The sequence below is a fragment of the Sphingomonas sandaracina genome (genome assembly GCF_036663695.1).
Classification (GTDB): Bacteria; Pseudomonadota; Alphaproteobacteria; order Sphingomonadales; family Sphingomonadaceae; genus Sphingomonas.
In genome coordinates this window covers 575,716-595,769 of the sequence record NZ_JAXOJK010000001.1, presented here as the reverse complement: position 1 = coordinate 595,769, position 20,054 = coordinate 575,716, and the positions used below count along the sequence as shown (strand labels likewise).

21 protein-coding genes and 1 other RNA gene are annotated in these 20,054 nt (G+C 64.7%); 10 read left to right on the top strand and 12 right to left on the bottom strand.

The window, feature by feature from the left end; all coding sequences use genetic code 11:
• Positions 1-75 precede the first annotated feature (75 nt).
• From U1707_RS02560 to U1707_RS02535, 6 genes are all read left to right on the top strand, one after another.
• Entirely contained in the window at positions 76-441 is a 366-nt protein-coding gene (locus U1707_RS02560) for a response regulator (RefSeq protein WP_332798560.1), read from the top strand.
• Positions 442-454: 13 nt separating this feature from the next.
• Positions 455-1,645, top strand: a complete 1,191-nt coding sequence (gene cheB / locus U1707_RS02555) for a chemotaxis-specific protein-glutamate methyltransferase CheB (RefSeq protein ID WP_332798559.1) — start codon at positions 455-457, stop codon at positions 1,643-1,645.
• The gene (locus U1707_RS02550) at positions 1,642-2,487 is read left to right on the top strand and encodes a CheR family methyltransferase (protein ID WP_332798558.1); all 846 of its coding nucleotides are present in this window, start codon (positions 1,642-1,644) and stop codon (positions 2,485-2,487) included. The genes cheB and U1707_RS02550 overlap by 4 nt, the downstream gene beginning before the upstream one ends.
• Positions 2,488-2,681: 194 nt before the next feature.
• On the top strand, positions 2,682-3,371 hold the full coding sequence (locus U1707_RS02545) for an N-acetylmuramoyl-L-alanine amidase (RefSeq protein WP_332798557.1): 690 nt from the start codon (positions 2,682-2,684) through the stop codon (positions 3,369-3,371).
• An 11-nt stretch (positions 3,372-3,382) separates the two neighbouring features.
• Positions 3,383-3,771, top strand: an RNA gene (gene rnpB / locus U1707_RS02540) — RNase P RNA component class A.
• A 46-nt stretch (positions 3,772-3,817) separates the two neighbouring features.
• On the top strand, positions 3,818-5,815 hold the full coding sequence (locus U1707_RS02535) for an energy transducer TonB (RefSeq protein WP_332798556.1): 1,998 nt from the start codon (positions 3,818-3,820) through the stop codon (positions 5,813-5,815).
• A 104-nt stretch (positions 5,816-5,919) separates the two neighbouring features.
• On the opposite strand, the gene U1707_RS02530 is transcribed toward U1707_RS02535, so the two are convergent.
• The gene (locus U1707_RS02530) at positions 5,920-6,558 is read right to left on the bottom strand and encodes a carbonic anhydrase (protein ID WP_332798555.1); all 639 of its coding nucleotides are present in this window, start codon (positions 6,556-6,558) and stop codon (positions 5,920-5,922) included.
• Complete coding sequence (locus U1707_RS02525) at positions 6,555-8,135, bottom strand: SulP family inorganic anion transporter (RefSeq protein WP_332798554.1); 1,581 nt, start codon at positions 8,133-8,135, stop codon at positions 6,555-6,557. Before U1707_RS02525 ends, U1707_RS02530 begins: the two co-directional genes overlap by 4 nt.
• 215 nt (positions 8,136-8,350) lie before the next feature.
• On the opposite strand from U1707_RS02525, the gene U1707_RS02520 reads away from it, so the two are divergent.
• Positions 8,351-8,890, top strand: coding sequence for a J domain-containing protein (locus U1707_RS02520; protein WP_332798553.1), 540 nt, complete (start codon positions 8,351-8,353; stop codon positions 8,888-8,890).
• Positions 8,891-9,291: 401 nt separating this feature from the next.
• On the opposite strand, the gene U1707_RS02515 is transcribed toward U1707_RS02520, so the two are convergent.
• The 8 genes from U1707_RS02515 to U1707_RS02480 all read right to left on the bottom strand — a co-directional run bounded on the left by U1707_RS02515 (position 9,292) and on the right by U1707_RS02480 (position 12,310).
• Positions 9,292-9,699 (bottom strand): SufE family protein, encoded by a 408-nt coding sequence (locus U1707_RS02515; protein WP_332798552.1) that lies wholly within the window; start codon positions 9,697-9,699, stop codon positions 9,292-9,294.
• A 197-nt stretch (positions 9,700-9,896) separates the two neighbouring features.
• A complete protein-coding gene (locus tag U1707_RS02510; RefSeq protein ID WP_332798551.1) occupies positions 9,897-10,136 on the bottom strand; it encodes a hypothetical protein in 240 nt (79 codons plus the stop codon).
• A 9-nt stretch (positions 10,137-10,145) separates the two neighbouring features.
• Positions 10,146-10,388 carry a hypothetical protein gene (locus tag U1707_RS02505; RefSeq protein WP_332798550.1) on the bottom strand — a complete coding sequence of 81 codons (243 nt, stop codon included), beginning with the start codon at positions 10,386-10,388 and terminating at the stop codon, positions 10,146-10,148.
• Between the two features lie 26 nt (positions 10,389-10,414).
• Positions 10,415-10,726: a hypothetical protein gene (locus U1707_RS02500; RefSeq protein ID WP_332798549.1), complete on the bottom strand. Its 312-nt coding sequence runs from the start codon at positions 10,724-10,726 to the stop codon at positions 10,415-10,417.
• A gap of 27 nt (positions 10,727-10,753) precedes the next feature.
• The gene (gene pspC, locus U1707_RS02495) at positions 10,754-11,137 is read right to left on the bottom strand and encodes an envelope stress response membrane protein PspC (protein WP_332798548.1); all 384 of its coding nucleotides are present in this window, start codon (positions 11,135-11,137) and stop codon (positions 10,754-10,756) included.
• Between the two features lies 1 nt (position 11,138).
• Positions 11,139-11,432: an envelope stress response membrane protein PspB gene (gene pspB / locus U1707_RS02490; RefSeq protein ID WP_332798547.1), complete on the bottom strand. Its 294-nt coding sequence runs from the start codon at positions 11,430-11,432 to the stop codon at positions 11,139-11,141.
• Position 11,433: 1 nt separating this feature from the next.
• Positions 11,434-12,099 (bottom strand): phage shock protein PspA, encoded by a 666-nt coding sequence (pspA, locus tag U1707_RS02485; RefSeq protein ID WP_056482347.1) that lies wholly within the window; start codon positions 12,097-12,099, stop codon positions 11,434-11,436.
• Positions 12,100-12,151: 52 nt separating this feature from the next.
• On the bottom strand, positions 12,152-12,310 hold the full coding sequence (locus tag U1707_RS02480; RefSeq protein WP_332798546.1) for a hypothetical protein: 159 nt from the start codon (positions 12,308-12,310) through the stop codon (positions 12,152-12,154).
• A gap of 172 nt (positions 12,311-12,482) precedes the next feature.
• Here U1707_RS02480 and pspF point away from each other — a divergent pair, with 172 nt between their 5' ends.
• Positions 12,483-13,520: a phage shock protein operon transcriptional activator gene (gene pspF / locus U1707_RS02475; protein ID WP_332798545.1), complete on the top strand. Its 1,038-nt coding sequence runs from the start codon at positions 12,483-12,485 to the stop codon at positions 13,518-13,520.
• A gap of 103 nt (positions 13,521-13,623) precedes the next feature.
• Here pspF and U1707_RS02470 read toward each other — a convergent pair whose 3' ends face one another.
• Positions 13,624-14,832, bottom strand: a complete 1,209-nt coding sequence (locus U1707_RS02470; protein ID WP_332798544.1) for a cation:proton antiporter — start codon at positions 14,830-14,832, stop codon at positions 13,624-13,626.
• A gap of 235 nt (positions 14,833-15,067) precedes the next feature.
• On the opposite strand from U1707_RS02470, the gene U1707_RS02465 reads away from it, so the two are divergent.
• Positions 15,068-15,988 (top strand): right-handed parallel beta-helix repeat-containing protein, encoded by a 921-nt coding sequence (locus tag U1707_RS02465; RefSeq protein ID WP_332798543.1) that lies wholly within the window; start codon positions 15,068-15,070, stop codon positions 15,986-15,988.
• Between the two features lie 126 nt (positions 15,989-16,114).
• Here U1707_RS02465 and U1707_RS02460 read toward each other — a convergent pair whose 3' ends face one another.
• Positions 16,115-17,746, bottom strand: coding sequence for an alkaline phosphatase family protein (locus U1707_RS02460; RefSeq protein WP_332798542.1), 1,632 nt, complete (start codon positions 17,744-17,746; stop codon positions 16,115-16,117).
• A gap of 108 nt (positions 17,747-17,854) precedes the next feature.
• Here U1707_RS02460 and U1707_RS02455 point away from each other — a divergent pair, with 108 nt between their 5' ends.
• A complete protein-coding gene (locus U1707_RS02455; protein WP_332798541.1) occupies positions 17,855-19,903 on the top strand; it encodes a protein-disulfide reductase DsbD family protein in 2,049 nt (682 codons plus the stop codon).
• Positions 19,904-20,054 lie beyond the last annotated feature (151 nt).

Sequence of the window (20,054 nt, the reverse complement as noted above, 5' to 3'; positions counted from 1 at the left end):
GATTCAATACCCTTAACCCGTCGCTTACGCTTCGTGGCCTAATCTGATCCAATGATTACCCCCGGAAGGCTTTCCATGAAGACCTGTCTTGTCGTCGACGACTCCAAGGTGATCCGAAAGGTCGCCCGTCACATTCTGGAGACACTCGACTTTACCGTCACCGAGGCTTGTGACGGGCGCGAGGCGCTGCAGGCGTGCATGGCTGCGGTCCCCGACGTCATCCTGCTTGACTGGAACATGCCGGTCATGAACGGCATGGATTTTCTGCGCGCGCTTCGCGAAGCCGATGTCCCACGTCGTCCCAAGGTCGTGTTCTGCACCACCGAAAACGGCATGGCCTATATTCGCGCCGCAATCGAAGCCGGTGCGGACGAGTATGTCATGAAGCCGTTCGATCGGGACACGCTCGAGTCGAAGCTTCAGATCGTCGGCATGGCCTAAGCCGAGCGGTTCGATGACGGCCCGGCCTCATCCCACGCCACGGCGCACCGCGACCGTCGAAGCCGATACGACACGCGTGCTGATCGTTGACGATTCGGTCGTCGCCCGGGCCGTGATCGCACGACTGATCGACGCGAGCGATCGATTTTCCGTGGTCGGCGCGGTCGGTAATGTTGCTGCGGCGCTGGAGTTTCTCGCGCGTGCGAGCGTCGATTTCATCCTGCTGGATATCGAGATGCCGGGCGTCGACGGATTGACGGCGTTGCCCGATCTGATTGCCGCGGGCGGCAGCGCCAAGGTCATTATCGTCTCGTCCTCGGCCGACGATGGCGGTGCGACGACTGTGCAGGCGCTGGCGATCGGGGCAGCGGCGACGATCGTCAAACCGTCTGCGAGCGAATTGTCGGCGCGGTTCGGCGCGGCCCTGGTGGCGAAGCTGGAAAAGCTATGCGAGCATCCAGAACGATTGTCGCCGGCGCTAGTCGTTCGATCCTCGGCGCCGCAGCCTATCGCCGCCCAGCCTATCGCCGCCCAGCCTATCGCCGCCCAGCCTATCGCCGCCCAGCCTATCGCCCCCCAGCCTAGGGTAGCGTCGCCCGCACCATTGGCTCGACGCCCGACCGGCGACGACTACGACATCGTCGCGATCGGTGCATCGACCGGCGGCATTCACGCCTTGAGCCGGATGTTTCGCGAATTGCCGAGCGGCTTTCGGCTGCCGATCGTCATCACGCAGCACCTACCCGCATCGTTCATGCCGTATTTCGCGGCACAGATGGCACTTCTGTCGGGGCGGGTCTGCGAAGTCGCTGTCGACCGACTGCGGATACGTCCGGGCAGGATCGTAGTCGCGCCGGGCGATGCCCACCTCAAATGCGTCAAGCTGAGCGATGGGGGCGCCGCATTTCGGTTGACGCACGAGGCTGCGCCGAGCGGATGTATGCCGTCGGTCGATCCGATGCTGACGTCGCTGGCCGATGTCTACGGATCGCGCGTGATGGCGATCGTGTTGAGCGGCATGGGACGTGACGGCGTCGAAGGGGCACGTCGGGTCCATGAGGCGGGCGGCTGCGTCGTCGCGCAGGATCAGGCGACATCGGTGGTCTGGGGCATGCCTGGAGCCGTGGCAGCGGCAGGGGTCGCGCACGCGGTATTGTCGCCCGACGCGATCGGTCGGCTCGTCGCATCGCGACGTCGCGCGTGACCTCCGCGCCACTCCCTGCGTCGGTCGCATCCCCGACCGCGGTCAGCGTCCTGACTGCGTTGCTTGAGGCTCGCACGGGGCAACAGATCGCCGCCTATCGGTCGTGGCGGCTCGATACCGCGTTGAAGCCGTTGTTGCGGGATCAGAAACTGGAGACGCTCGACCAGCTCGTAACCCAGTTGCTCGAGGGGAGCGATCGGCTGATTGGCGATCGGATCGTCGATGCGCTCGTCAATCAGGAAACCTCGTTCTTCCGCGACGGGCACGTCTTCGAAATGATCGCCGAAGCGGTCGCTATCGCCGAGACACATGGCCAGCGTGCGCGGATCTGGTGCGCTGGGTGCTCGACCGGCCAGGAACCGCTGTCGCTGGCGATGCAGTTTGCCGAGCGTCATGAGACGACCGGCGCCGCGATGCCGGACATCGTCGCGACCGACGTGTCCGACGCGGCTCTTGTTCGGGCTCGGTCCGGTCGTTTTTCGCAGTTCGAAATTCAACGCGGACTGCCGGTCCGCCGGATGGTCCGCTGGTTCGACACGACCGGTAGCGACTGGGTTGCCAAGCCGGCGTTGCTCAAGGCGATCACGTTCCGCCGCATGAATCTCGTGTCGGATCAGCCGCCGCCAGGTCGGTTCGATCTCGTTCTGTGTCGCAACGTCCTGTTGTACCTGTCCAGCGCGACCAAGCTTCATGTGTTTCCCAAGGTCGCAGCGGCGATGCGCCCCGGTGGACACCTGGTGATGGGTGCTGGTGAGACGGTGATCGGTCAGACCCGCGTGTTCGAGCCGAGCAAGCGCTTTCGCGGGTTTTACGAGACCCCGGAGCTGCGCGGCCACCGCTAGTTGCCGTTCGTTAGATTTATCAGCACGGCCTGGTCGTGGGCAGGTGACGTCGCGCCATCACGCTAGGCCTGTCGCGGGCTATTACTTTGGCAACCCGTTGACGCTTTTGACGACGTTGGGCAGTGGTCTGGCGGTACACGGCGTCGCAGCGCCCTCTGTACCACGCGTGCAGAACGGCTCGAAGGGAAGCTGCTTTGAAGTTCATCGAGACGCCGTCACCCAATTTCGACGATCGCACGCTGCCCATCACGATGATCGTGTTGCACTATACCGGGATGAAGGACGGCGCGTCGGCGATCGCCCGATTGCGCGATCCGGAGGCGAAGGTTTCGTCGCATTACCTGATCGAGGAGGATGGCACAGTCCTGCGGATGGTCGCTGAGGACAAGCGCGCCTGGCATGCCGGCAAATCGCACTGGCGCGGTGTCGAGGACGTCAATTCGGCTAGCGTCGGCATCGAGATCGTCAATCCGGGGCACGAGTTCGGCTATCGCCCGTTCCCGCCCGAGCAGATCGCATCGGTCGTGGCGCTCGTCGCCGAGATCAAGGATCGCCACGAGATCACGCGCGGTAATATCGTCGGCCATTCGGATATCGCCCCGACGCGGAAACGCGATCCCGGCGAGTTGTTCCCGTGGCACGAACTAGCCCGGCGGCGGCTGGCGTTGCCACGGCCGACCAAGAACCTGATGGACCCGGGCTGGACCGAGGGCGGCTTCTGCCTCGCGCTCGAACGTTTCGGCTACGATGTCGAGAACCGGATGGCGGCGACGATGGCTTTCCAGCGGCGCTTCCGTCCCGAGCTGGTCGACGGGGAGGTCGATGCCGAATGCCGCTGCATCCTGCTCGCTTTGCTCCTTCCCAAACCGATTGGCGACGACTAGGGATCTGCGCGCCAGAGGGTCGGGCGGCCGCGGGGGTGTCGTAATGGCATCCGCGAGGAAAGTCCGGGCTCCGCGAAACGACGGTGCCGGGTAACGCCCGGCGAGGGTGACCTCAGGGAAAGTGCCACAGAGAGCAGACGGCCAACCCTCGGCTTCGGTCGGGGCGGTCAGAGTGAAAGGGTGCGGTAAGAGCGCACCGCGCGCCTGGTAACAGGGGCGGCACGGCAAACCCCACCGGGAGCAAGATCGAATAGGGGTGGCACATGGGCTTCGTTTCAGCTCGTCACCCGGGTTGATTGCTTGAGGCGGCGGGTAACCGTCGTCCTAGAGGAATGGTCGCCTAACTTTCGACCGAAGGGTCGGAAATGGACAGAACCCGGCTTACAGACCCTCTGGCATCCCTCCGCCAAGCGGCGCAGACTGCATGCACAGGATGTGGGGGATGTATGCGGATAAACGGGCGCGCACTGGTCGGCGCGGGCATGATGCTGGCTGCAGGGGGCTTGGTCCCGGCGGGTGCGCAAACACCGACGACGACGCTTCAACAGGATTTCGATGCTGCAGCCGCGCTGGATGCGGCACCGGATCGCGCGGCGTCGCTGGCTGCGTGGGAAAAGCTCGAGGCGCGGACGAAGTCCGGATCGCGTAGCCGCGGCATCGTGCTCGTCCGCAAGGCCCCGACACTGTTCGCGCTGAACCGCGCGGACGATTCGGTAAAGGCCGCCCGTGCTGGACTTGCGTTGCTTCCGGCAGATGACGCCAGCCTGGCAGAGGACCGGACGCGCGCTTTTCTGATCCTGGGTCAGGTGGCGATCGACACGCTCGATTATGCCGGTGCCGTCACCGCGCTGCAACAGGCCGAGGCGAGTGCGATCAGCACTCCCGATAAATTGGGCGCGATGCTGTCACTGGTCGGTGCCCAGATCTTCATCGATCCCCCCGCCGCGGCCGCCACGTTGGAGCGAAGCGACGCCGTGGTCGCGACCATGAAGCTCGACAAGAGCGCCGCCGCCCGGTTTGCACGCGCGCGGACTATCCTGAAGCTCAATACCGGCGATATCGGCGGCGCGCGCGCCAGTGCGTTACAGGCGATCAGGCTTCTCGGCGGTCTCGAGACGAACAAGATCGACGTCATGGCCGCCTCGGCGCGGTCCGATGCCGCTATCGCGTTCCTGCTGGGCGGGAATGCCGACGAGGCGCGGCGCTACATGGCTTATACGGGTGCAGGCCGCATGGTGAAGGGATCGTTCGACCCCGCCGCAGAAATGCGATCCCCCGATTGCGGCGGCGAGGCAGGTCTCAAGCCGCAGGACGTCGCGGTGGTGGAATTCGACATCGCGTCCGATGGCACGATCGACCGCGCTGCGCCGATCTATGCGGCGGGCGGTGGCCAGGTCGCGCTGGAGTTTGCGCGTGCGGTGAAGGGATGGTCATGGCCCGCCGATAAGGTCCAGGCGATCCCGGCCTTTTATCGCTATCACGTGCGCGTCGAAATGCGCTGTTCCACCGCGTTCGAGCGGCCGTCGATCAGTGGCGGACTCGACGGAGTCCTGGAACAATGGCTTACCAGCAAAGGCGTCGCTGTCGCACCTGCACCGTCCGGCCCGCAGGCGGCCGCCGTGGCCGGGCAGCGTGCCGACCTGGCCGCCGCAACGGCCCAGTCGCCCTCCAGTCTGCGTACGCTTGCGGCGATCTACCGCCTGACGAGCAACCCGACCGTCGCGCGTGAGGAGCGTGCGGCGCTGTATGCGCGGGGCCTTGCGATCGCGACCGCCAACGATGCCCCGCCAAGTGCGCGGCTGACCTTCGACCTGCCGGGACGTATCGATGCCGTGACCGACATCTGGAAGCCGGGGGTCTATCAGCGGACCCTGACTCCGATGGTGTCCGAACCCGTATACGCGAACGATCCCCAGGCCCGCGCTGCGATCCGGTTGATGATAGTCGACGGGACGGTCTCGCGGACGCGCAAGTCGGACAAGAACGACACGTCCATCGTGCTTCTCCGGCAGGTCGTCGACGACATGGCGTTACAGCCGAACGACCCCCTGCGGGTTGGCGCGCTGATCCGGATCGCGTCGATCGAGGAACGCAACGGCCAGATCGACGCCGCCCGCGCGACGTTCGCCGCGAGCGGTCTGACACCGAGCCAGTGTGCGATCATGGATGCCCCGCCCAAGATGGTGTCGATGCCGGGATCGGAAGCGTTCCCCATGGAGGCACAGCGCTGGGGCTTCGAAGGCTGGACGCAGGTGCAATTCGACGTCGGCGCCGACGGCACCGTGATCAACGAACGCGCGCTGCTGAGCTATCCGCCGTTCATCTTCTCCGAAGCGGGCAAAAAGTTCTTCACCAGGGTAAAGTTTGCAAAAACCTATCGGCCCGATGGGGGGCTTGGTTGCGGTGCTACGATCAACCGGCTTTCGTTCAAGCTACCGGGCTAGTCGCTTCGATCTGGAGTAGCGCCCGCGCTGCCCTGTTCTTCCATGAAGGTGAGGACCCGGTCAGGGTCGTCACCTTCACGGACGAGTGGAGGGACGCAACGCGCTTACACCAGCACCTTGTCCGGCCGGCCGACCTCGTCCAGCACGGTCGTCGAATCGATCTCCATCATCGGTTTGATGAGTCCGTCGCGGATGTCGTAGACCCAGCCGTGCAGCAGCACCTCCTGGCCCCGCGCGAACGCGCCCTGGATCGTCGCGGTGCGCGCGAGGCGGACGAGCTGGTCGCGGACGTTGACCTCGACCAGCCGGTTGACCTTCTGCTCGCGGTCGGGTTGCGCGTCGATCTCGTCAGCATGATCGTGCAGCACACACCGCGCTGTCGAGAGCCAGTCTTCGACCGGGCCGGTAGTGCCGCCGTCCAGCGTCGCGCGGATCCCGCCGCACGCATAATGGCCGCAGATGATGATATGCCGCACGCCCAGCACATCGACTGCATATTGCAGCACCGACATCAGGTTCATGTCGTCGTCGTTGACGAGGTTGGCGATGTTGCGGTGAATGAACATGTTGCCGGGCGGCGTCATGGTCATCTGTTCGGGGCTGACGCGGCTGTCGGAACAGCCGATCCACAGGAACTCCGGGTTCTGCCCGACCAGTTGGCGCTGGAAGAAGTCCGCGCTCTCCTCGATAATCTCGGCTGCCCACGCCTTGTTGGCGAGCAGGAGCTGCTTGTACTGCCTCATACGAAACGGACCTCGGTCTGGGGGGCGTTGATCAGCTTGACCGTGCGCAGCGCGAGATCGCCGCGGATGACCACGGTTATACCGCGATACTCGGCGCCCTTGATGAACGCGTTGATGATGTCGACGTTGTCGAGATCGACATAGCTGGTCGATGACAGATCGATCAGCAGGTTGGCGTTGTCGGGCACTCGGTTGAGCGACTTCTGCAACTCGTACTTATGAATAAAATACAGATTGCGCCGTGCGCGGACGAGGCAATCGTCGCCGTCGCATGCGAAGGTGATCGCGGTACGGAAGTTCCGTGCGACAACGAACACGAAGCCGACCGCGAGGCCGATGACGATGCCTTCGAGAAGGTCGGTGAACAGGATGGCACCGACCGTGACGACGAACGGAATGAACTGCGTCCACCCCTGCTTGAAGCGTTCGGTGAACAGCTTGGGCTTGGTCAGCTTGTAGCCGGTGGCGATCAGCACCGCGGCGAGCGCCGACAGCGGGATCAGGTTGAGCACCGCCGGGATCAGCGCGACGCTGACCAGCAGCCAGAAGCCGTGCAGCATAGTCGACAGCTTGCTCTCGGCCTTGGCATCGACGTTGGCGGACGAGCGCACGATCACCGATGTGACGGGCAGCCCGCCGATCAGCCCGGAGATGATATTGCCACCGCCCTGCGCCATCAGCTCCCAGTTCTTGTCGGTCGAGCGGCGACGCGGGTCGATCTCGTCGACTGCCTTGACGCTGAGCAGCGATTCGAGACTGGCGACGATCGCGAGCGTCATCGCGGTGGTCCAGACCACGCCCATGCCGATTCCCGAAAAGTCGGGCAGCGTGAACAGTGACGGGAATTGCGACAGCGTCTCGGTGATCGGTACCTGTACCAGATGCGTCGCCATCAGTTGCCATTCAGGCTTTACCGCGCCGAGCAGTGCGTTGCCAAGGATGCCGATCATCACGACGACCAGCGGACCGGGAACGAAGCGTAGCGGGCCGTTCTTCGGCTTGGCGCCATCCCACCAGAACAGGAAGGCGAGACTGACGCCGGCGATCAGGATCGCGCCGGGTGTGACGCTGGCGGAGAGGCTGTCGAGAATACGCGAGAAGGTGTTGACGCCGTTGGCAGTGGTGAATTCGAAGATGCCGACCGCCTCGCGGTCGAAACCGACCGCGTGCGGGATCTGCTTGAGGATCAGGATCAGGCCGATTGCCGCGAGCATGCCGGTGATGACCGACGATGGCACGAATTCGCTCAGGATGCCGGCGCGGGTGAGAGAGAAGCAGATCTGGAGCACACCGGCGAGCACGACCGACATCAGGAACATCTGGTAGCTCGGCATGCTCTCGATCGCAGCGAGGACGATCACCGTCAGGCCGGCGGCGGGGCCGCTGACCGACAGTGGTGATTTCGAGAAAAGTCCGACGGCGATACCACCGACGATGCCTGAGATGACACCGGCGAACAGCGGCGCACCGGAGGCAAGCGCGACGCCGAGACAGAGGGGCAGCGCGACGAGCGCGACGACGATGGAGGCGGGAAGATCCGCGCGCCATGTGGTAAGCTTTGGAATGAGAGTCGGCACCGATGCTCCTGTCGCTAAGGTGTCGGCGGGGAATACGTCCGACCCGGACGCATCTATCCATGCCACATGACAAATAGTTCATGTTCATTAATCGATGAACGGTGACTGACTCAAGGCGGAATGTTGCGACGCAGAAGATTATCGGATCAGGGACTTTCGGCCGTCTTCGCTACGCGCGGTTGCGTTGTCCGTGGGGACGCCTATCTCGGGCCGCTATGGCGAGAAGCACGACACGATCTTCCGACTGGGGTTTTCCACGCTGGCGCGAATATGGCGCGAGCAGCGAGGCGGTGACCGTCCGGCTGTGCGATCGGCATGGCTGCAACGAGCCCGGCAACTGCCCCGCGCCGAAATCGCCCAACAGCCCGGACCGCTGGTATTTCTGCATGAACCACGCCGGCGAGTACAACCGCGGCTGGAATTATTTTGAAGGCCTTAGCGCCGAGGAAGCAGCGGAGCGCGAAGCTGCCGAAACGCGCACCGCAGACGGCTATACCGATCCGAAGCACTACGCTTGGGCTGGCTCGGGCGATGGAAGTCGCTCGCGTGACGAGATGCGCGCGCTGGAGGTACTGGACCTGGAGCCTGACGCGACGTTTGAGGACGTGCGTGCGGCCTGGCGGCGGATGGCGAAGGCGAACCATCCCGATGTCCGACCGAACGACAAGGACGCGGCGAAGCGGTTCCAGGGCGTGCAGGCAGCGTACGAGGTCTTGAAGGCGGCCGAAGATCAGCGGACGTGGAAACCGACGTGATCCGGCTACTCGCCAGTCGCTGGCAGGGTAGCGTTCTGGTCTGCGGAAAGTGTTCGAAGAAGCTTGGTGGCGGGTTTGGCGAGAAGGGCCGGACGCCGTTGATCAAGTTTTTGCGGGCGGCGCTTGGGGTGAAGAAGGGGCGCAAGGCGGACCGCGGCGTGGTTGAGGTAAAGTGCCTTGGGGTTTGCCCGAAGAACGCGGTTGTCATGGTGGACGGCGCTCAACCGGATCGATGGATGCTTGTGCCGGCGGGTGCGCGGGTCGATGAAGTACTTGCCCCTTTGACAAACCGCAACGTGCCCTCACCCTTGCGGCCTACGGCGTCCCTCCCTCTCCCCTGACGGGAGAGGGAGGGAAGGGGCCCGCGGTCACTCGGCCGTGGGAAGGGTGAGGGCACGGTCCTAGACCGCGTACCGCTCGGCCGTTTCCCGGATCAACGCGATCATGTTCGGAATCCCCTGTGTCCGGTTCGAACTCAGCTGTTTGCTCAGGTCGAACGGCGCCAGTTCCGCCTTGATGTCAGTGGCAACGATCTCGCCCGGCGCCTGATCCTGCACCGTCAGCAGCACCAGCGCGATGATCCCCTTGGTGATCGCCGCATTCGAGTCCGCCAGGAAATGCAGCCGGCCATCGTCAGTCGTGGTCGGATATACCCACACCGACGCAGAACATCCTCGCACCAGGGTCGCATCGGTCTTCAACGCGTCCGGCATCGGTTCGAGTTCTTTCCCGAGGTCGATCAGCAGGCGATAGCGATCGTCGGGTTCGAGGAAGTCATATTCCTCGCGAATGTCGGTCAGAGTAGCCATGGGGCGATCGGTAGCGGTTCGGCCGTAGTGCTTCAACACCGGGGTACAGAACCAGAGTGCGTATCGTTGGTACCACCACCCCGGCGAATGCCGGGCCTAGTTGGAGGACGGGGATGGCGAGGTGCTGTCCTTCGTTATTGCCACCTCTCCAACTGGGCCCCGGCCTTCGCCGGGGTGGTCTGCTGGCTTTGGTGAAACTAAAGATCCACTCCGGCGGCGATCGCCTCCAGCTTCTTGATGCGTTCCTTCAGATCGGCGATCTCGATCCGCGCTCCGGTGGACACGGCGACCGGCATGCGGCCGTCCTGCGCGTGGTCCAGTTCCAGCCGCCGCAGCGAGAGCCACCCGCGCCATCCGGCCAACCCACCAGCGACGATCATCGCGAGGCCCGCGAGGCTCGCCAGCGCGAGCGTGATGTAAAGATTCGGGTCGATCATGTCCGCCTCCTAGCGGTCGCGGAGCCGCTCGATCTCTCGGTCGAGATCGACGCTCTTGTGGTTGTCGGTGATCACGCGCTCCAGAACCTGGATGCGCTCCTTCATCTGCTGCACCTCGTCGCGCAGCCGCTGGGCGTCGGCGCTGTCGGCGGGGGTCTGCTGGACTTTACCGATCGCCTTGTAACGGGCGTTCAGTACCTTGCCGATCATCACGATCAGGACGATGCAAACGGTCATCGTAAACGGGTTCATCGGGTCTCTCCTAAAAGTCTTGGCGATTATCGATCGCGGAGGGCGTCGATCTCGCGCGCGGTGCGCTCGCCGGGATCGGTGGCGATGCGCTCGAGGACCGCGATCCGTTCCTCCAGCCGCGAGACCTGCCCGGTCAGGCGCTCGTTCTCGCTGTTGAGCAGTTCGACCTTGCGGTCGCTATCGCCGACCTGCTTTTGCGAACCACCCCAGTTCATCGTGTTGCCCCAGTCGTCGCTCGGCGGATAGCCGTGCTTGGTACGGATCCAGTTGTTGGCGATCCAGCCGATGGTCGTGATCGCGATGATCGTGATGATGAAACCTGGTCCACCCCAACCCATGATTAGTCTCCCTGTTGACGCCGCGTCTCAGCGCAGGCTGTCGATTTCCGCCGCAAGGCTGTTGCTGGAGCGGCTGGTATAGTGCGTCTCGATGTCGGCGAGTCGGCGGTCGATGTCGCGGAACTTGCTGCGGACCTCGGCGGTCGAGCGCTTCGGGTTCGAGCGGACGCCCTGCCAGAACTTCGCATCGTCCGGCGTCTCGTAAAGCCCGATCGGCTTGGCATGGCCCATCCAGGCGACCATCCAATAGGCAAGCAGCGTCCAGGGAAAACCCCCGGCAAGCGTCAGCACGACAATTGCCACGCGGACGAAGAGCACATCGACGCCGGTATAGTCGGCGATTCCCGCGCAGACGCCCTTCCATTTGGCATTCTGTTTATCGAGGTAAAACTGGGTGCGGCTGCCGGACATTTCAGTTCCTCCGATCTAGCGGGCGATCGTTTTCGCGATCGAGCTGATATTGCGACTGCGGCTGGGTGGTGCCGAGGCCCGGCTTCCAGTCGGGATTGTCGGCTGCGATGATCCGTTCGACGGTCATCACGCGGTCTTCCAGGCGACGAGCCAGTGCCTGCATTTCATCGAGCAGGCGTTCGTCTTCCTCGGTGATCCGCGGCGCCTGCTTCCACTTGGTAATGTAGTGCAGGATCACCCACGGCAGGCCGATGAACAGCACCGCACAGACAAGAACGGGGGTCAGGTCATCCATCTCAATCGTCCTTCTTCATGCGCGCTTTGAGCGCGGCGAGCTGGGCGTTGACCTTGTCGTCGCTGCGTAGCTCGGCGATTTCCTCCTCGAGCGTCTTGACGACTCCGAGCCCCATCGCATCCGCGCGGCCCTCGGCTTCGTCGACGCGGCGGTCGAGGATGTCGAAGCGGCTGAACGCCTCGTGCGTCTTCGGGCCGTTGTACATTTCCCGAAGTCGCGTCCGGTTGTTCGCGCTCTCCAGCCGGGTCTGCACCGCGTTCTGCTTAGTACGCGCCTCGCGGAGTTTGGTCTGGAGCTTGGCGATGTCCTCTTCGGACGCGCGCAGCGCATCGTCGAGCACGCCGACCTCGGCCTTCAACTGCTCGGCCATGTCGAACGCCTTCTGACGCTCGACCAAAGCAGCCTTGGCGAGGTCCTCGCGGTCCTTGCTCAGCGCCAGCTCGGCCTTTTCGGTCCAATTGTCCTGGAGCTGCTCCAGCTTCGAGATATGGCGGCGCATCTCCTTCTGGTCGGCGATAGTGCGCGCGGCGGAGGCGCGAACTTCGACCAGCGTCTCCTCCATCTCGAGGATGATCATGCGGATCATCTTCGACGGGTCTTCGGCCTTCTCGATGAGATCGGCGAAGTTGGCGGCGACGATGTCGCGGGTGCGGGAAAAGATGCCCATGTAAATCCTACTCCAGGGGTCGGCCCGAGGCTCTTGGCGAGCCGTCGGGGTCTTATGCCACGATTGCGGTGGTTGCCGCGATGGGGGCCATAATGTTTGAGGGGGCATTGGTCGCGATCGCGGGCCCCACTGCGCCGAGGACGCAGGTTGCGCTGACGATGATGGTGCAGAGGGCGGCGGTGACGGTGCGGGCGATATTGGCGTTGAACATTGTGGGTCCCCTTTAAGACTGATTGGTTCCGCTATTCGGCGGGTTGCTTGAAGCACTGCATCTGTCGTGCCAGTTTCGAAAAGGACGGAATTGCAGGGGTTTGCGCGATTTTGGGAATACGGGGCCCGCCGCAAGCTTGCCAAGAGTTGGGAATTCGCGCCACATCTTCGCCATGGAGCGAACGACACAGGTCATCGGCGAGTCCGGCACGTTCATGGCGGCACTCGAACGCGCGTCGCGCGCCGCCGCGCTGGACCGCCCGGTGTTGGTTATCGGCGAGCGCGGCACGGGCAAGGAACTGGTCGCCGAGCGCCTCCACCGCCTGTCGCCGCGATGGGACCAGCCGCTGGTCATCATGAACTGCGCGGCGCTGCCCGAGACGCTGATCGAGGCGGAATTGTTTGGGCATGAGGCCGGCGCGTTCACCGGCGCGACCAAGGCGCGGGTAGGGCGGTTCGAGGAGGCGGACGGCGGCACGTTGTTCCTCGACGAACTCGGTACGCTGTCGATGGCGGCACAGGACCGCCTGCTGCGCGCGGTCGAATATGGCGAGATCACGCGGATCGGCTCGTCGCGCCCGATGCGCGTCGACGTGCGGATCGTGGCGGCGACGAACGAACATCTGCCGGACAAGGTCGACCGCCACGAATTCCGCGCCGATCTGCTCGACCGCTTGTCGTTCGAGGTGGTGACGTTGCCACCTCTGCGCGCCAGAACCGGCGACGTTGTGGTGCTGGCAGAGCATTTCGGCCGACGCATGGCCTCCGAACTGGGGCGCGAACGTTGGGAAGGGTTCGGCCCAGCGGCGATGGACGCGCTGATCGCCTATCGCTGGCCCGGCAACGTCCGCGAACTCCGCAACGTCGTCGAGCGCGCGGTTTACCGTTGGGAGCAGGCCGGGCCGATCGACGCGATCGAGATCGACCCGTTCCAGTCTCCGCATCGGCCGGGGGCTTCGAGCGCGCCGAAGCCAATGGTTGTGGCACCGCAGGCTGTTGAGGTGGAGGATGGCGAAGACCCGGTGGTGGCGTGTGAGGAAGGCCCCTCGGACTTTAAATCCCGCGTGTCGCGCTTCGAACGCGATCTCCTGTCACGTGCACTGTCCGAACACCGCTTCAACCAGCGCGCTACCGCCGAGGCGCTAGGCCTTAGCTATGACCAACTCCGCCACGCCCTGAAACGTCACGACTTGCTTAACGCGGGCGGTTGAGCCGCCACCACCCGTCATCCTGACGAAAGTCAGGACCCAGGGTAATAAACGGCGTCCTGTTTGGCTCTGGGTGCTGACTTTCGTCAGGATGACGGGGTAAGCGTCAGGCGCGCTTCCCGACCAGCCCCGCCAGCTTCTTTAACTTCGGCGCCACCATCGGCACGGTCAGCATCGTGCTCGCCAGCGCCATCAGCAGCAGCGCGGTGAAGGTCTCGTTGGTGATGATCTTCTTATCCAGCAAAATGTTGACGAAGATGATCATGATCAGCGCCTTGGTCTGGAGCAGCCAGCCGATCGCCGACGCCTCGCCCGGCCGCCATTTTAGGATTCGCCCGGCGGCATGAACTCCCGCCAGCTTGCCGCCGACCGATGCGACCAGCAGCAACGCGGCGGCGCCGAACACCGCGTAGCGGCCGACCGCCCACTGCGTCTTCAGGCCGGTCGAGAGGAAGAACACCGGCATGACGGCGAGCAGCACGAAGTGGCGGAACTGGTCCATCTTCGCGGTCGTGAACCATTTCGAATCGAGCACCGCGCCCGACAGGAACGCGCCGACCATGAAGTGCAGCCCCGCCCAGTCCGCCGCGAACCCGCATCCGGCCAGCCAGATCAGGCTGACATACCAACGGTCGCGCTCCTCGATCCGCGCCATCAGCTTGCGCACGATCAACGTGGCGATCGCGAACCCGACCAGGAAGCCGCCCTGTCGCCCGACACGCTCCCAATCGAGCAGAATCAGCGCGAGTACGCCCCAGATCGCGATGTCATCGAGGCTGGCGTAGCGCAGAATACGCTGGCCGATCGGCTGGCGCAGCACGTCGAGCTTTTCGAGGAACAGCACGAGGATCGGCAGCGCCGTGACCGCGCACGCCATGCCGATGCCGAGCACCACCTGCCACGTCGCGCCGTCCGGCCCCCGCCAGCCTGGGTAGCGCAGCATGAGCACCGCGGCGATGCTGCCGGTGATCAGCGGTATCGCGAGCGCTAGGCCTGCCGTCACGCCGGTCTCGCCGCGGCGTTTCCAGGCCTCGCCGAGGTCGAGTTCGATGCCGGCGACCCACACGAACATCATCACCGCCCACCACGCGATGCCGTTCAGCGACCCCATCGTCGCGGGTGTGAAAACCGTCGCATAATAGTCCGGATACGCCGCCCCGAGCACGCCAGGCCCCAGCAGGATGCCTCCAAAGATCTGCACGACCACCAGCGGCGCCCAGTAATCGGTCCGCCCGAGACGCCACACCATATACGGCACGGTGAAGATGATGAGTATCGCGAGGAGGAAGACCTCCGTCGGCGTCATGGCGTGCATGTGGTTCCCCCGGCGCCGGTCGGTTTCCCCGCCGGCTTCGTTACGGTAGCGGTATTATGCGGATTGTAGGACAGCGGCAATACGCGGTTGCCACCGGACTGGACCCCGTCTCGTGCGCCATTGCGGGACAGGCGATGTTCTTGCAGGTGTTGGGCAGGTCGAGGGGCGATGATAGGCTCGCGCCGTATCGTACCGCCCCACTGGTCTGCGCATCGTGACCGCAAAAGGACATTCCATGAAACGATCGTTGCTGGCGTTCGCGCTGCTCTCCGTTCCGGCGCTGGCACAGACCAATGCGCCGTTCACCGTCAACGGGCAGGGGTTCGCTACCCTGCAGGAGGCGGTGACGTCGATCCGGATGGGCACCGCGACGATCCTGATCGCGCCCGGCACCTATCGGCAATGCGCGGTCCAGCAGGGCGGGCATATCACGTTCAAGGCGGTTCAGTCCGGCAAGGCGATCTTCGACAGCGTCGCGTGCGAAGACAAGGCGGCGCTCGTCCTTCGGGGGAACGGGTCGGTCGTCGATGGGCTGGTGTTTCGTGGCTACCGGGTGTCCGACGGCAATGGTGCCGGCATCCGCACCGAATCAGGCGACCTAACCGTCACGAATTCGATGTTCCTCGACAGCCAGGAAGGGATTCTCGGCGGCCAGCCGACCAATCAGCGGATCACGATCGACCGGTCGACCTTCTCGGGACTCGGCCAGTGCGACCAGTCGCCAAGCTGTGCGCATTCGATCTATCTCGTCAACAAGGGCAGCATTTCGGTCACCAATTCACGGTTCGAGCGCGGCAACGGCGGGCATTACGTCAAGCTGCGTAGCCCCACGGTCACGATCACCGACAATAGCTTCGACGATACGGCGGGGCACAAGACCAACTACATGATCGATCTCCCCGAAGGCGCGACCGGCCTGATCGCGCGCAACACCTTCGTCCAGGGCAAGGACAAGGAAAACCATTCGGGGATGATCGTCGTCGCGGCGGAGGCGCGGACCTATCCGTCGACCGGCCTGCGTGTCGAGAACAACGACGCGCGGCTGTCGCCGGGTGACACGACCAACCCGGCGTTCCTGATCGACTTCAGCCACGACAAGCTGGCGATCGGCGCAAACCGGTTGGGGGCGGGGCTTCGGGCGTTCGAGACCCGGTAAAGGGGGGGTGGCGAGCGGGATGCGTCACCACTGCTACAACCCAGAAGCGTGTTCTCCCGCGAAGGCGGGAGCCCAGACTGGACTCCCGCCTCCGCGGGAGAATACGCTTTTAGCGGGGCTCGGCGCTCAGTTAGAGCAAGTGCTCGCCGCGCCCGGATCGAGATCGAGACACCGCCCGTCCAGCCCGCTGACCGGCAACCCGATCGTCGCCGCCAGCGTCGGCACGATATCCACCGTCTCCACCGACAGCGGCTGCTCGAACCCGGTCATGCCCTTGCGCCAGAACAGGATCGGCACGCGGCGGTCGTAATCCCACGGCGACCCGTGCGTCTCGACATAGCCGCCCGCCGGCGACACGATCGTCGTCACGCGCGGCTTGAGCAGCACCACCATCTGCCCCGACCGCTCGGGATAAAACGATGCACGCGCCCGCTCGATCAGCGTCCATGTTTCGGGCGGAGTCTTCGCCATCGGCATCGCCATGATCTCGGCGGCAGAATAGGCTCCCGCGATCTGCGGCATCGCGCGATACCGGCGCAGCGCCTCGGCCAGCACCTTCGCCTGCGTTTTCGCCGGGAGCGTGTCGTCGATATAGACATCGCCCTCGGTGCCGAGCAGGACGCTGCCCGGCAGTCCCAAATCCTTGGCGATGACAGTGCCGACCTGCTTGGCGAGGACGTTCTCGTCCATGTGCGCCTCCATCGGCATTGCACGCTGCTGCTGGCGTTCCGTGGCGTCATGCGCGCCGTGATCCGCGGTCAGCACGACCTCGTAATCCACCCCGGTCTCGTCCATCACCGCAAAGAAATCGCCCAGCGTCTTGTCGAGTTGCGCCATCTGGATGCACATCTCGGACCCCTGCGTGCCGTAGGTGTGCCCGATATAGTCGGTCGCCGACGCGCCGATATCAATGATGTCGGTCTGCGGTCCCTTGCCGAGCTTCATGTCCTGCACCAGCGCCGCTGCCATTGCGAACACAGCGGCGTCGGAGGCCGGCGACACACGGAACCCCTTGGCGTCGCCCGCCTCACGCTCGAAGCGCCCCTGGCCGTACGTCTTGCCCGCGATCACGATCGGATGGTTCACGCCCGCGCAATAACCGGGCAGCGGGAGCGCTACCTGCGGCTTGGCGATAAGCGCGGCGACCGCATCGCGCGTGCGCTGCACCGCCGGCGGCACCGCGCGGCCAGCGTAGGAGACATAGGTCTTGCCGTCCCACCACCAGAGCTCGTCGACCTTGTGGCCGCCCATCATCACTGCCGCGCGATCCTTCCCCGCGACCGACACCGAGCGCGTCCGCGGATCGCGCGCCTTCATCATCTCGCCGAGCGTCGGCACCTTCAGATGCATGTCGGACACGGTGTAGCTCTCGTGCGTGCTACCCGGCGCGCGTTCGTCCTCCGAGCAATAGACGATCTTGTCGGGCCGTCCCGCGCGCTGGTCGACCCAGTTGTTGGCGATGATCCCGGTATGCGCGGGCCGCATGCCGGTCAGGATCGTCGAATGGCCGGGGCACGTCTCGGTCGCCGCATGGCTCTGATACCCGCTCGGGAACACCGCCCCGTTCAGCAGCCGGGTGAAGCCGCCGGTGTAATGATTGCGATATTGCTGGAACAGGTCGGCGGCGAACTGGTCGACCGAGATCGCGACGATCAGCTTCGGCGGGGTGGTCGGCGCCACTGCGGGGGATCGGGGCGCGGTCTGCGCTGATACCGATGCGGCCGAGGTGAGGAGCAGGGCGGCGATAAGTGCTTTCACGAACAGTCCTTTAGCAAGCTTGCGCCCGCAACCGAGCGCGTCGCTTTGAAGTGCAATACGACAAGGTCACCGCTATGGCTTTGCGCGATGAACGAAACAAGGATGGCCATGCGCAGTTTACGTTGCGTCCTCATGACGGTGTTGCTTGCCGTCTGTGGACTGGCGAGCGCGCCTGCACTCGCGGAATCACTGAACGGCTCCAGCCAGCATCTGATGATGAAGCTGGTCGCCGAAAGCGATCACCCGAAGGCCGGCACGCCGTTGACGATCGCGCTTGTGACGACGCCCGAAACCGGCTGGCACGGCTATTGGCGCAACCCGGGCGACGCGGGCTTTCCGGCGACGTTCGACTGGACCTTGCCGACGGGCGCGAAGGCGGGAGAGCCTGAATGGCCGGTGCCGACGACGCTGCTGATCGCGGGCTTGATGAACTATGTCTACGAAGCGCCGTACGCGCCGCTCGTGACGATCCAGGTCCCGGCGGGGCTGGCGGTAGGCACGAAATTCCCGATCCGCCTGAAGACAAGCTACCTCGTGTGTTCGGCGACGATCTGCGTACCCGAAGAGAAGGCACTGTCGCTCGACCTGACGATCGGCGAAGGCGCGCCATCGCAGGCGGCGGCGTTCGCCGGCTGGCGACAAGCGATCCCCAAGCCGCTTGATGCCGGCGCGACGTACGCCGCGAGCAACGGGACGATGCGGATCGCGGTACCGTTCCCGGCGGGCGCGAAGATCGACAAGGCGTATTTCTTCCCGGTCACAACCGGCGCGATCGAGAATGGCGCGGCACAGACGGTCACGCGCGACGGCGACCGGCTCACGATCAGCACCAAGGTCGCTACAAACGCCAAGACCGGCGGACCGATCGAGGGCGTGCTGCGAATCGGCGATGGGCAGGGGCTCAGTGTCAAGGCGAGCCCCGGTGTGGTCGCCGATCCGGCCGGCGGCGGCTCGACGAGCGCGAGCAGCGAGAGCTTATGGCTAACCGCGCTGATCGCGTTCGCCGGCTCAGTGCTCGGCGGCCTGATCCTCAATATCATGCCGTGCGTCTTCCCGATTCTGAGTCTCAAAGCGCTCAGCCTCGCACGCGGTGGCGCGAGCGAGAAGGACGCTCGGGGAGAGGCGCTCGCTTATACGGCCGGCGTCGTGCTGGTCTGCCTCGGTCTCGGCGGCGCGATCCTGGCATTGCGCGCCGGCGGCTCGGCGGTCGGCTGGGCGTTCCAGTTGCAGCATCCCGGCGCGATCGTCGCACTGCTGCTGCTGAGCACCGCGATCGCGTTCAATCTCGCCGGACTGTTCGAGGTCCCGACCCCGCGCTTTGCCGGCGAGAGTGGCGCAAGCGGTGCGTTCGCGACGGGGGCACTCGCCGCGTTCATCGCGACGCCGTGCACCGGGCCGTTTATGGGCGCAGCGCTTGGCGCGGCGCTGGTGCTGCCGTGGCCGGCGGCGCTCGCCGTGTTCGGCGGGCTCGGCATCGGCTTGTCGCTCCCGTTCCTCGCGATCGGGTTCATCCCGTCATGGCGGCGGTGGCTGCCGAAGCCCGGCGCATGGATGGAGACGTTCCGCCACATCCTGTCCGTGCCGATGTTCCTGACCGCGATCGCGCTCGGCTGGGTGCTCGGGCGGCAGACCGGGGTGGATACGCTGACGCTCGCGCTGGTCGCGGTGCTGGCGATCGGCGCGGTGCTGTGGATCGGCGGCTCGCGTCAGCGCAAAGGCAAGTCGTTCGGCATCATCGCGCAGGTTCTCCTGCTCGTCGTGTTCGTAGGCAGCGCGGTGTTGATCTCACGCGCACCGCCGGTGGCGGCCAAGACCGCGACCGCCGGCGACGAGGCGTTCACCGAGGCGAAGCTCGCCTCGGTGCGCGCCGAGAAGCGTCCGGTGTTCGTGTACTTCACGGCCGACTGGTGCCTGACGTGCAAGGTTAACGAGAAGGCCGCGATCGACACCACCGGCGTCCGTGACGCCTTCGCCAAGCACAACGTCGCCGCGCTGATCGGTGACTGGACTGACGGCGACCCGGTTATGGGCCGCTTCATCCAGGCCCACAACCGCGCCGGCGTGCCGCTGTACCTCTATTACGCCCCGGGCGCCGCCAAGCCGACCGTCCTGCCGCAGGTCCTCACCCCAGGTCTGCTCGAAAGCCTAGGCGCCTAAGTAGCATCGATGGGCCCTCTATCTCGTCCTGACGAAAGTCAGGATCCAGAGTACCAAGCGTCATCGGCAATGACCCTGGACCCGACATTCGTCAGGATGACGGACGTGTGCGGTGGCGGGCCACATCAACCCTTGTGCAGCGCAGCGATGC

What these genes read in the sequence shown, in the direction of transcription:
- U1707_RS02560 (WP_332798560.1), top strand. Translation starts at nt 76, where the DNA reads ATGAAGACCTGTCTTGTCGTCGACGACTCCAAGGTGATCCGAAAGGTC.
- U1707_RS02520 (WP_332798553.1), top strand. Translation starts at nt 8,351, where the DNA reads ATGGCGAGAAGCACGACACGATCTTCCGACTGGGGTTTTCCACGCTGG.
- pspC (WP_332798548.1), bottom strand. Translation starts at nt 11,137, where the DNA reads ATGTCCGGCAGCCGCACCCAGTTTTACCTCGATAAACAGAATGCCAAA.
- U1707_RS02455 (WP_332798541.1), top strand. Translation starts at nt 17,855, where the DNA reads ATGCGCAGTTTACGTTGCGTCCTCATGACGGTGTTGCTTGCCGTCTGT.
- pspA (WP_056482347.1), bottom strand. Translation starts at nt 12,099, where the DNA reads ATGGGCATCTTTTCCCGCACCCGCGACATCGTCGCCGCCAACTTCGCC.
- U1707_RS02535 (WP_332798556.1), top strand. Translation starts at nt 3,818, where the DNA reads ATGCGGATAAACGGGCGCGCACTGGTCGGCGCGGGCATGATGCTGGCT.
- cheB (WP_332798559.1), top strand. Translation starts at nt 455, where the DNA reads ATGACGGCCCGGCCTCATCCCACGCCACGGCGCACCGCGACCGTCGAA.
- U1707_RS02530 (WP_332798555.1), bottom strand. Translation starts at nt 6,558, where the DNA reads ATGAGGCAGTACAAGCAGCTCCTGCTCGCCAACAAGGCGTGGGCAGCC.
- pspB (WP_332798547.1), bottom strand. Translation starts at nt 11,432, where the DNA reads ATGGATGACCTGACCCCCGTTCTTGTCTGTGCGGTGCTGTTCATCGGC.
- U1707_RS02510 (WP_332798551.1), bottom strand. Translation starts at nt 10,136, where the DNA reads ATGATCGACCCGAATCTTTACATCACGCTCGCGCTGGCGAGCCTCGCG.
- pspF (WP_332798545.1), top strand. Translation starts at nt 12,483, where the DNA reads ATGGAGCGAACGACACAGGTCATCGGCGAGTCCGGCACGTTCATGGCG.
- U1707_RS02505 (WP_332798550.1), bottom strand. Translation starts at nt 10,388, where the DNA reads ATGAACCCGTTTACGATGACCGTTTGCATCGTCCTGATCGTGATGATC.
- U1707_RS02465 (WP_332798543.1), top strand. Translation starts at nt 15,068, where the DNA reads ATGAAACGATCGTTGCTGGCGTTCGCGCTGCTCTCCGTTCCGGCGCTG.
- U1707_RS02480 (WP_332798546.1), bottom strand. Translation starts at nt 12,310, where the DNA reads ATGTTCAACGCCAATATCGCCCGCACCGTCACCGCCGCCCTCTGCACC.
- U1707_RS02470 (WP_332798544.1), bottom strand. Translation starts at nt 14,832, where the DNA reads ATGCACGCCATGACGCCGACGGAGGTCTTCCTCCTCGCGATACTCATC.
- U1707_RS02500 (WP_332798549.1), bottom strand. Translation starts at nt 10,726, where the DNA reads ATGGGTTGGGGTGGACCAGGTTTCATCATCACGATCATCGCGATCACG.
- U1707_RS02515 (WP_332798552.1), bottom strand. Translation starts at nt 9,699, where the DNA reads ATGGCTACTCTGACCGACATTCGCGAGGAATATGACTTCCTCGAACCC.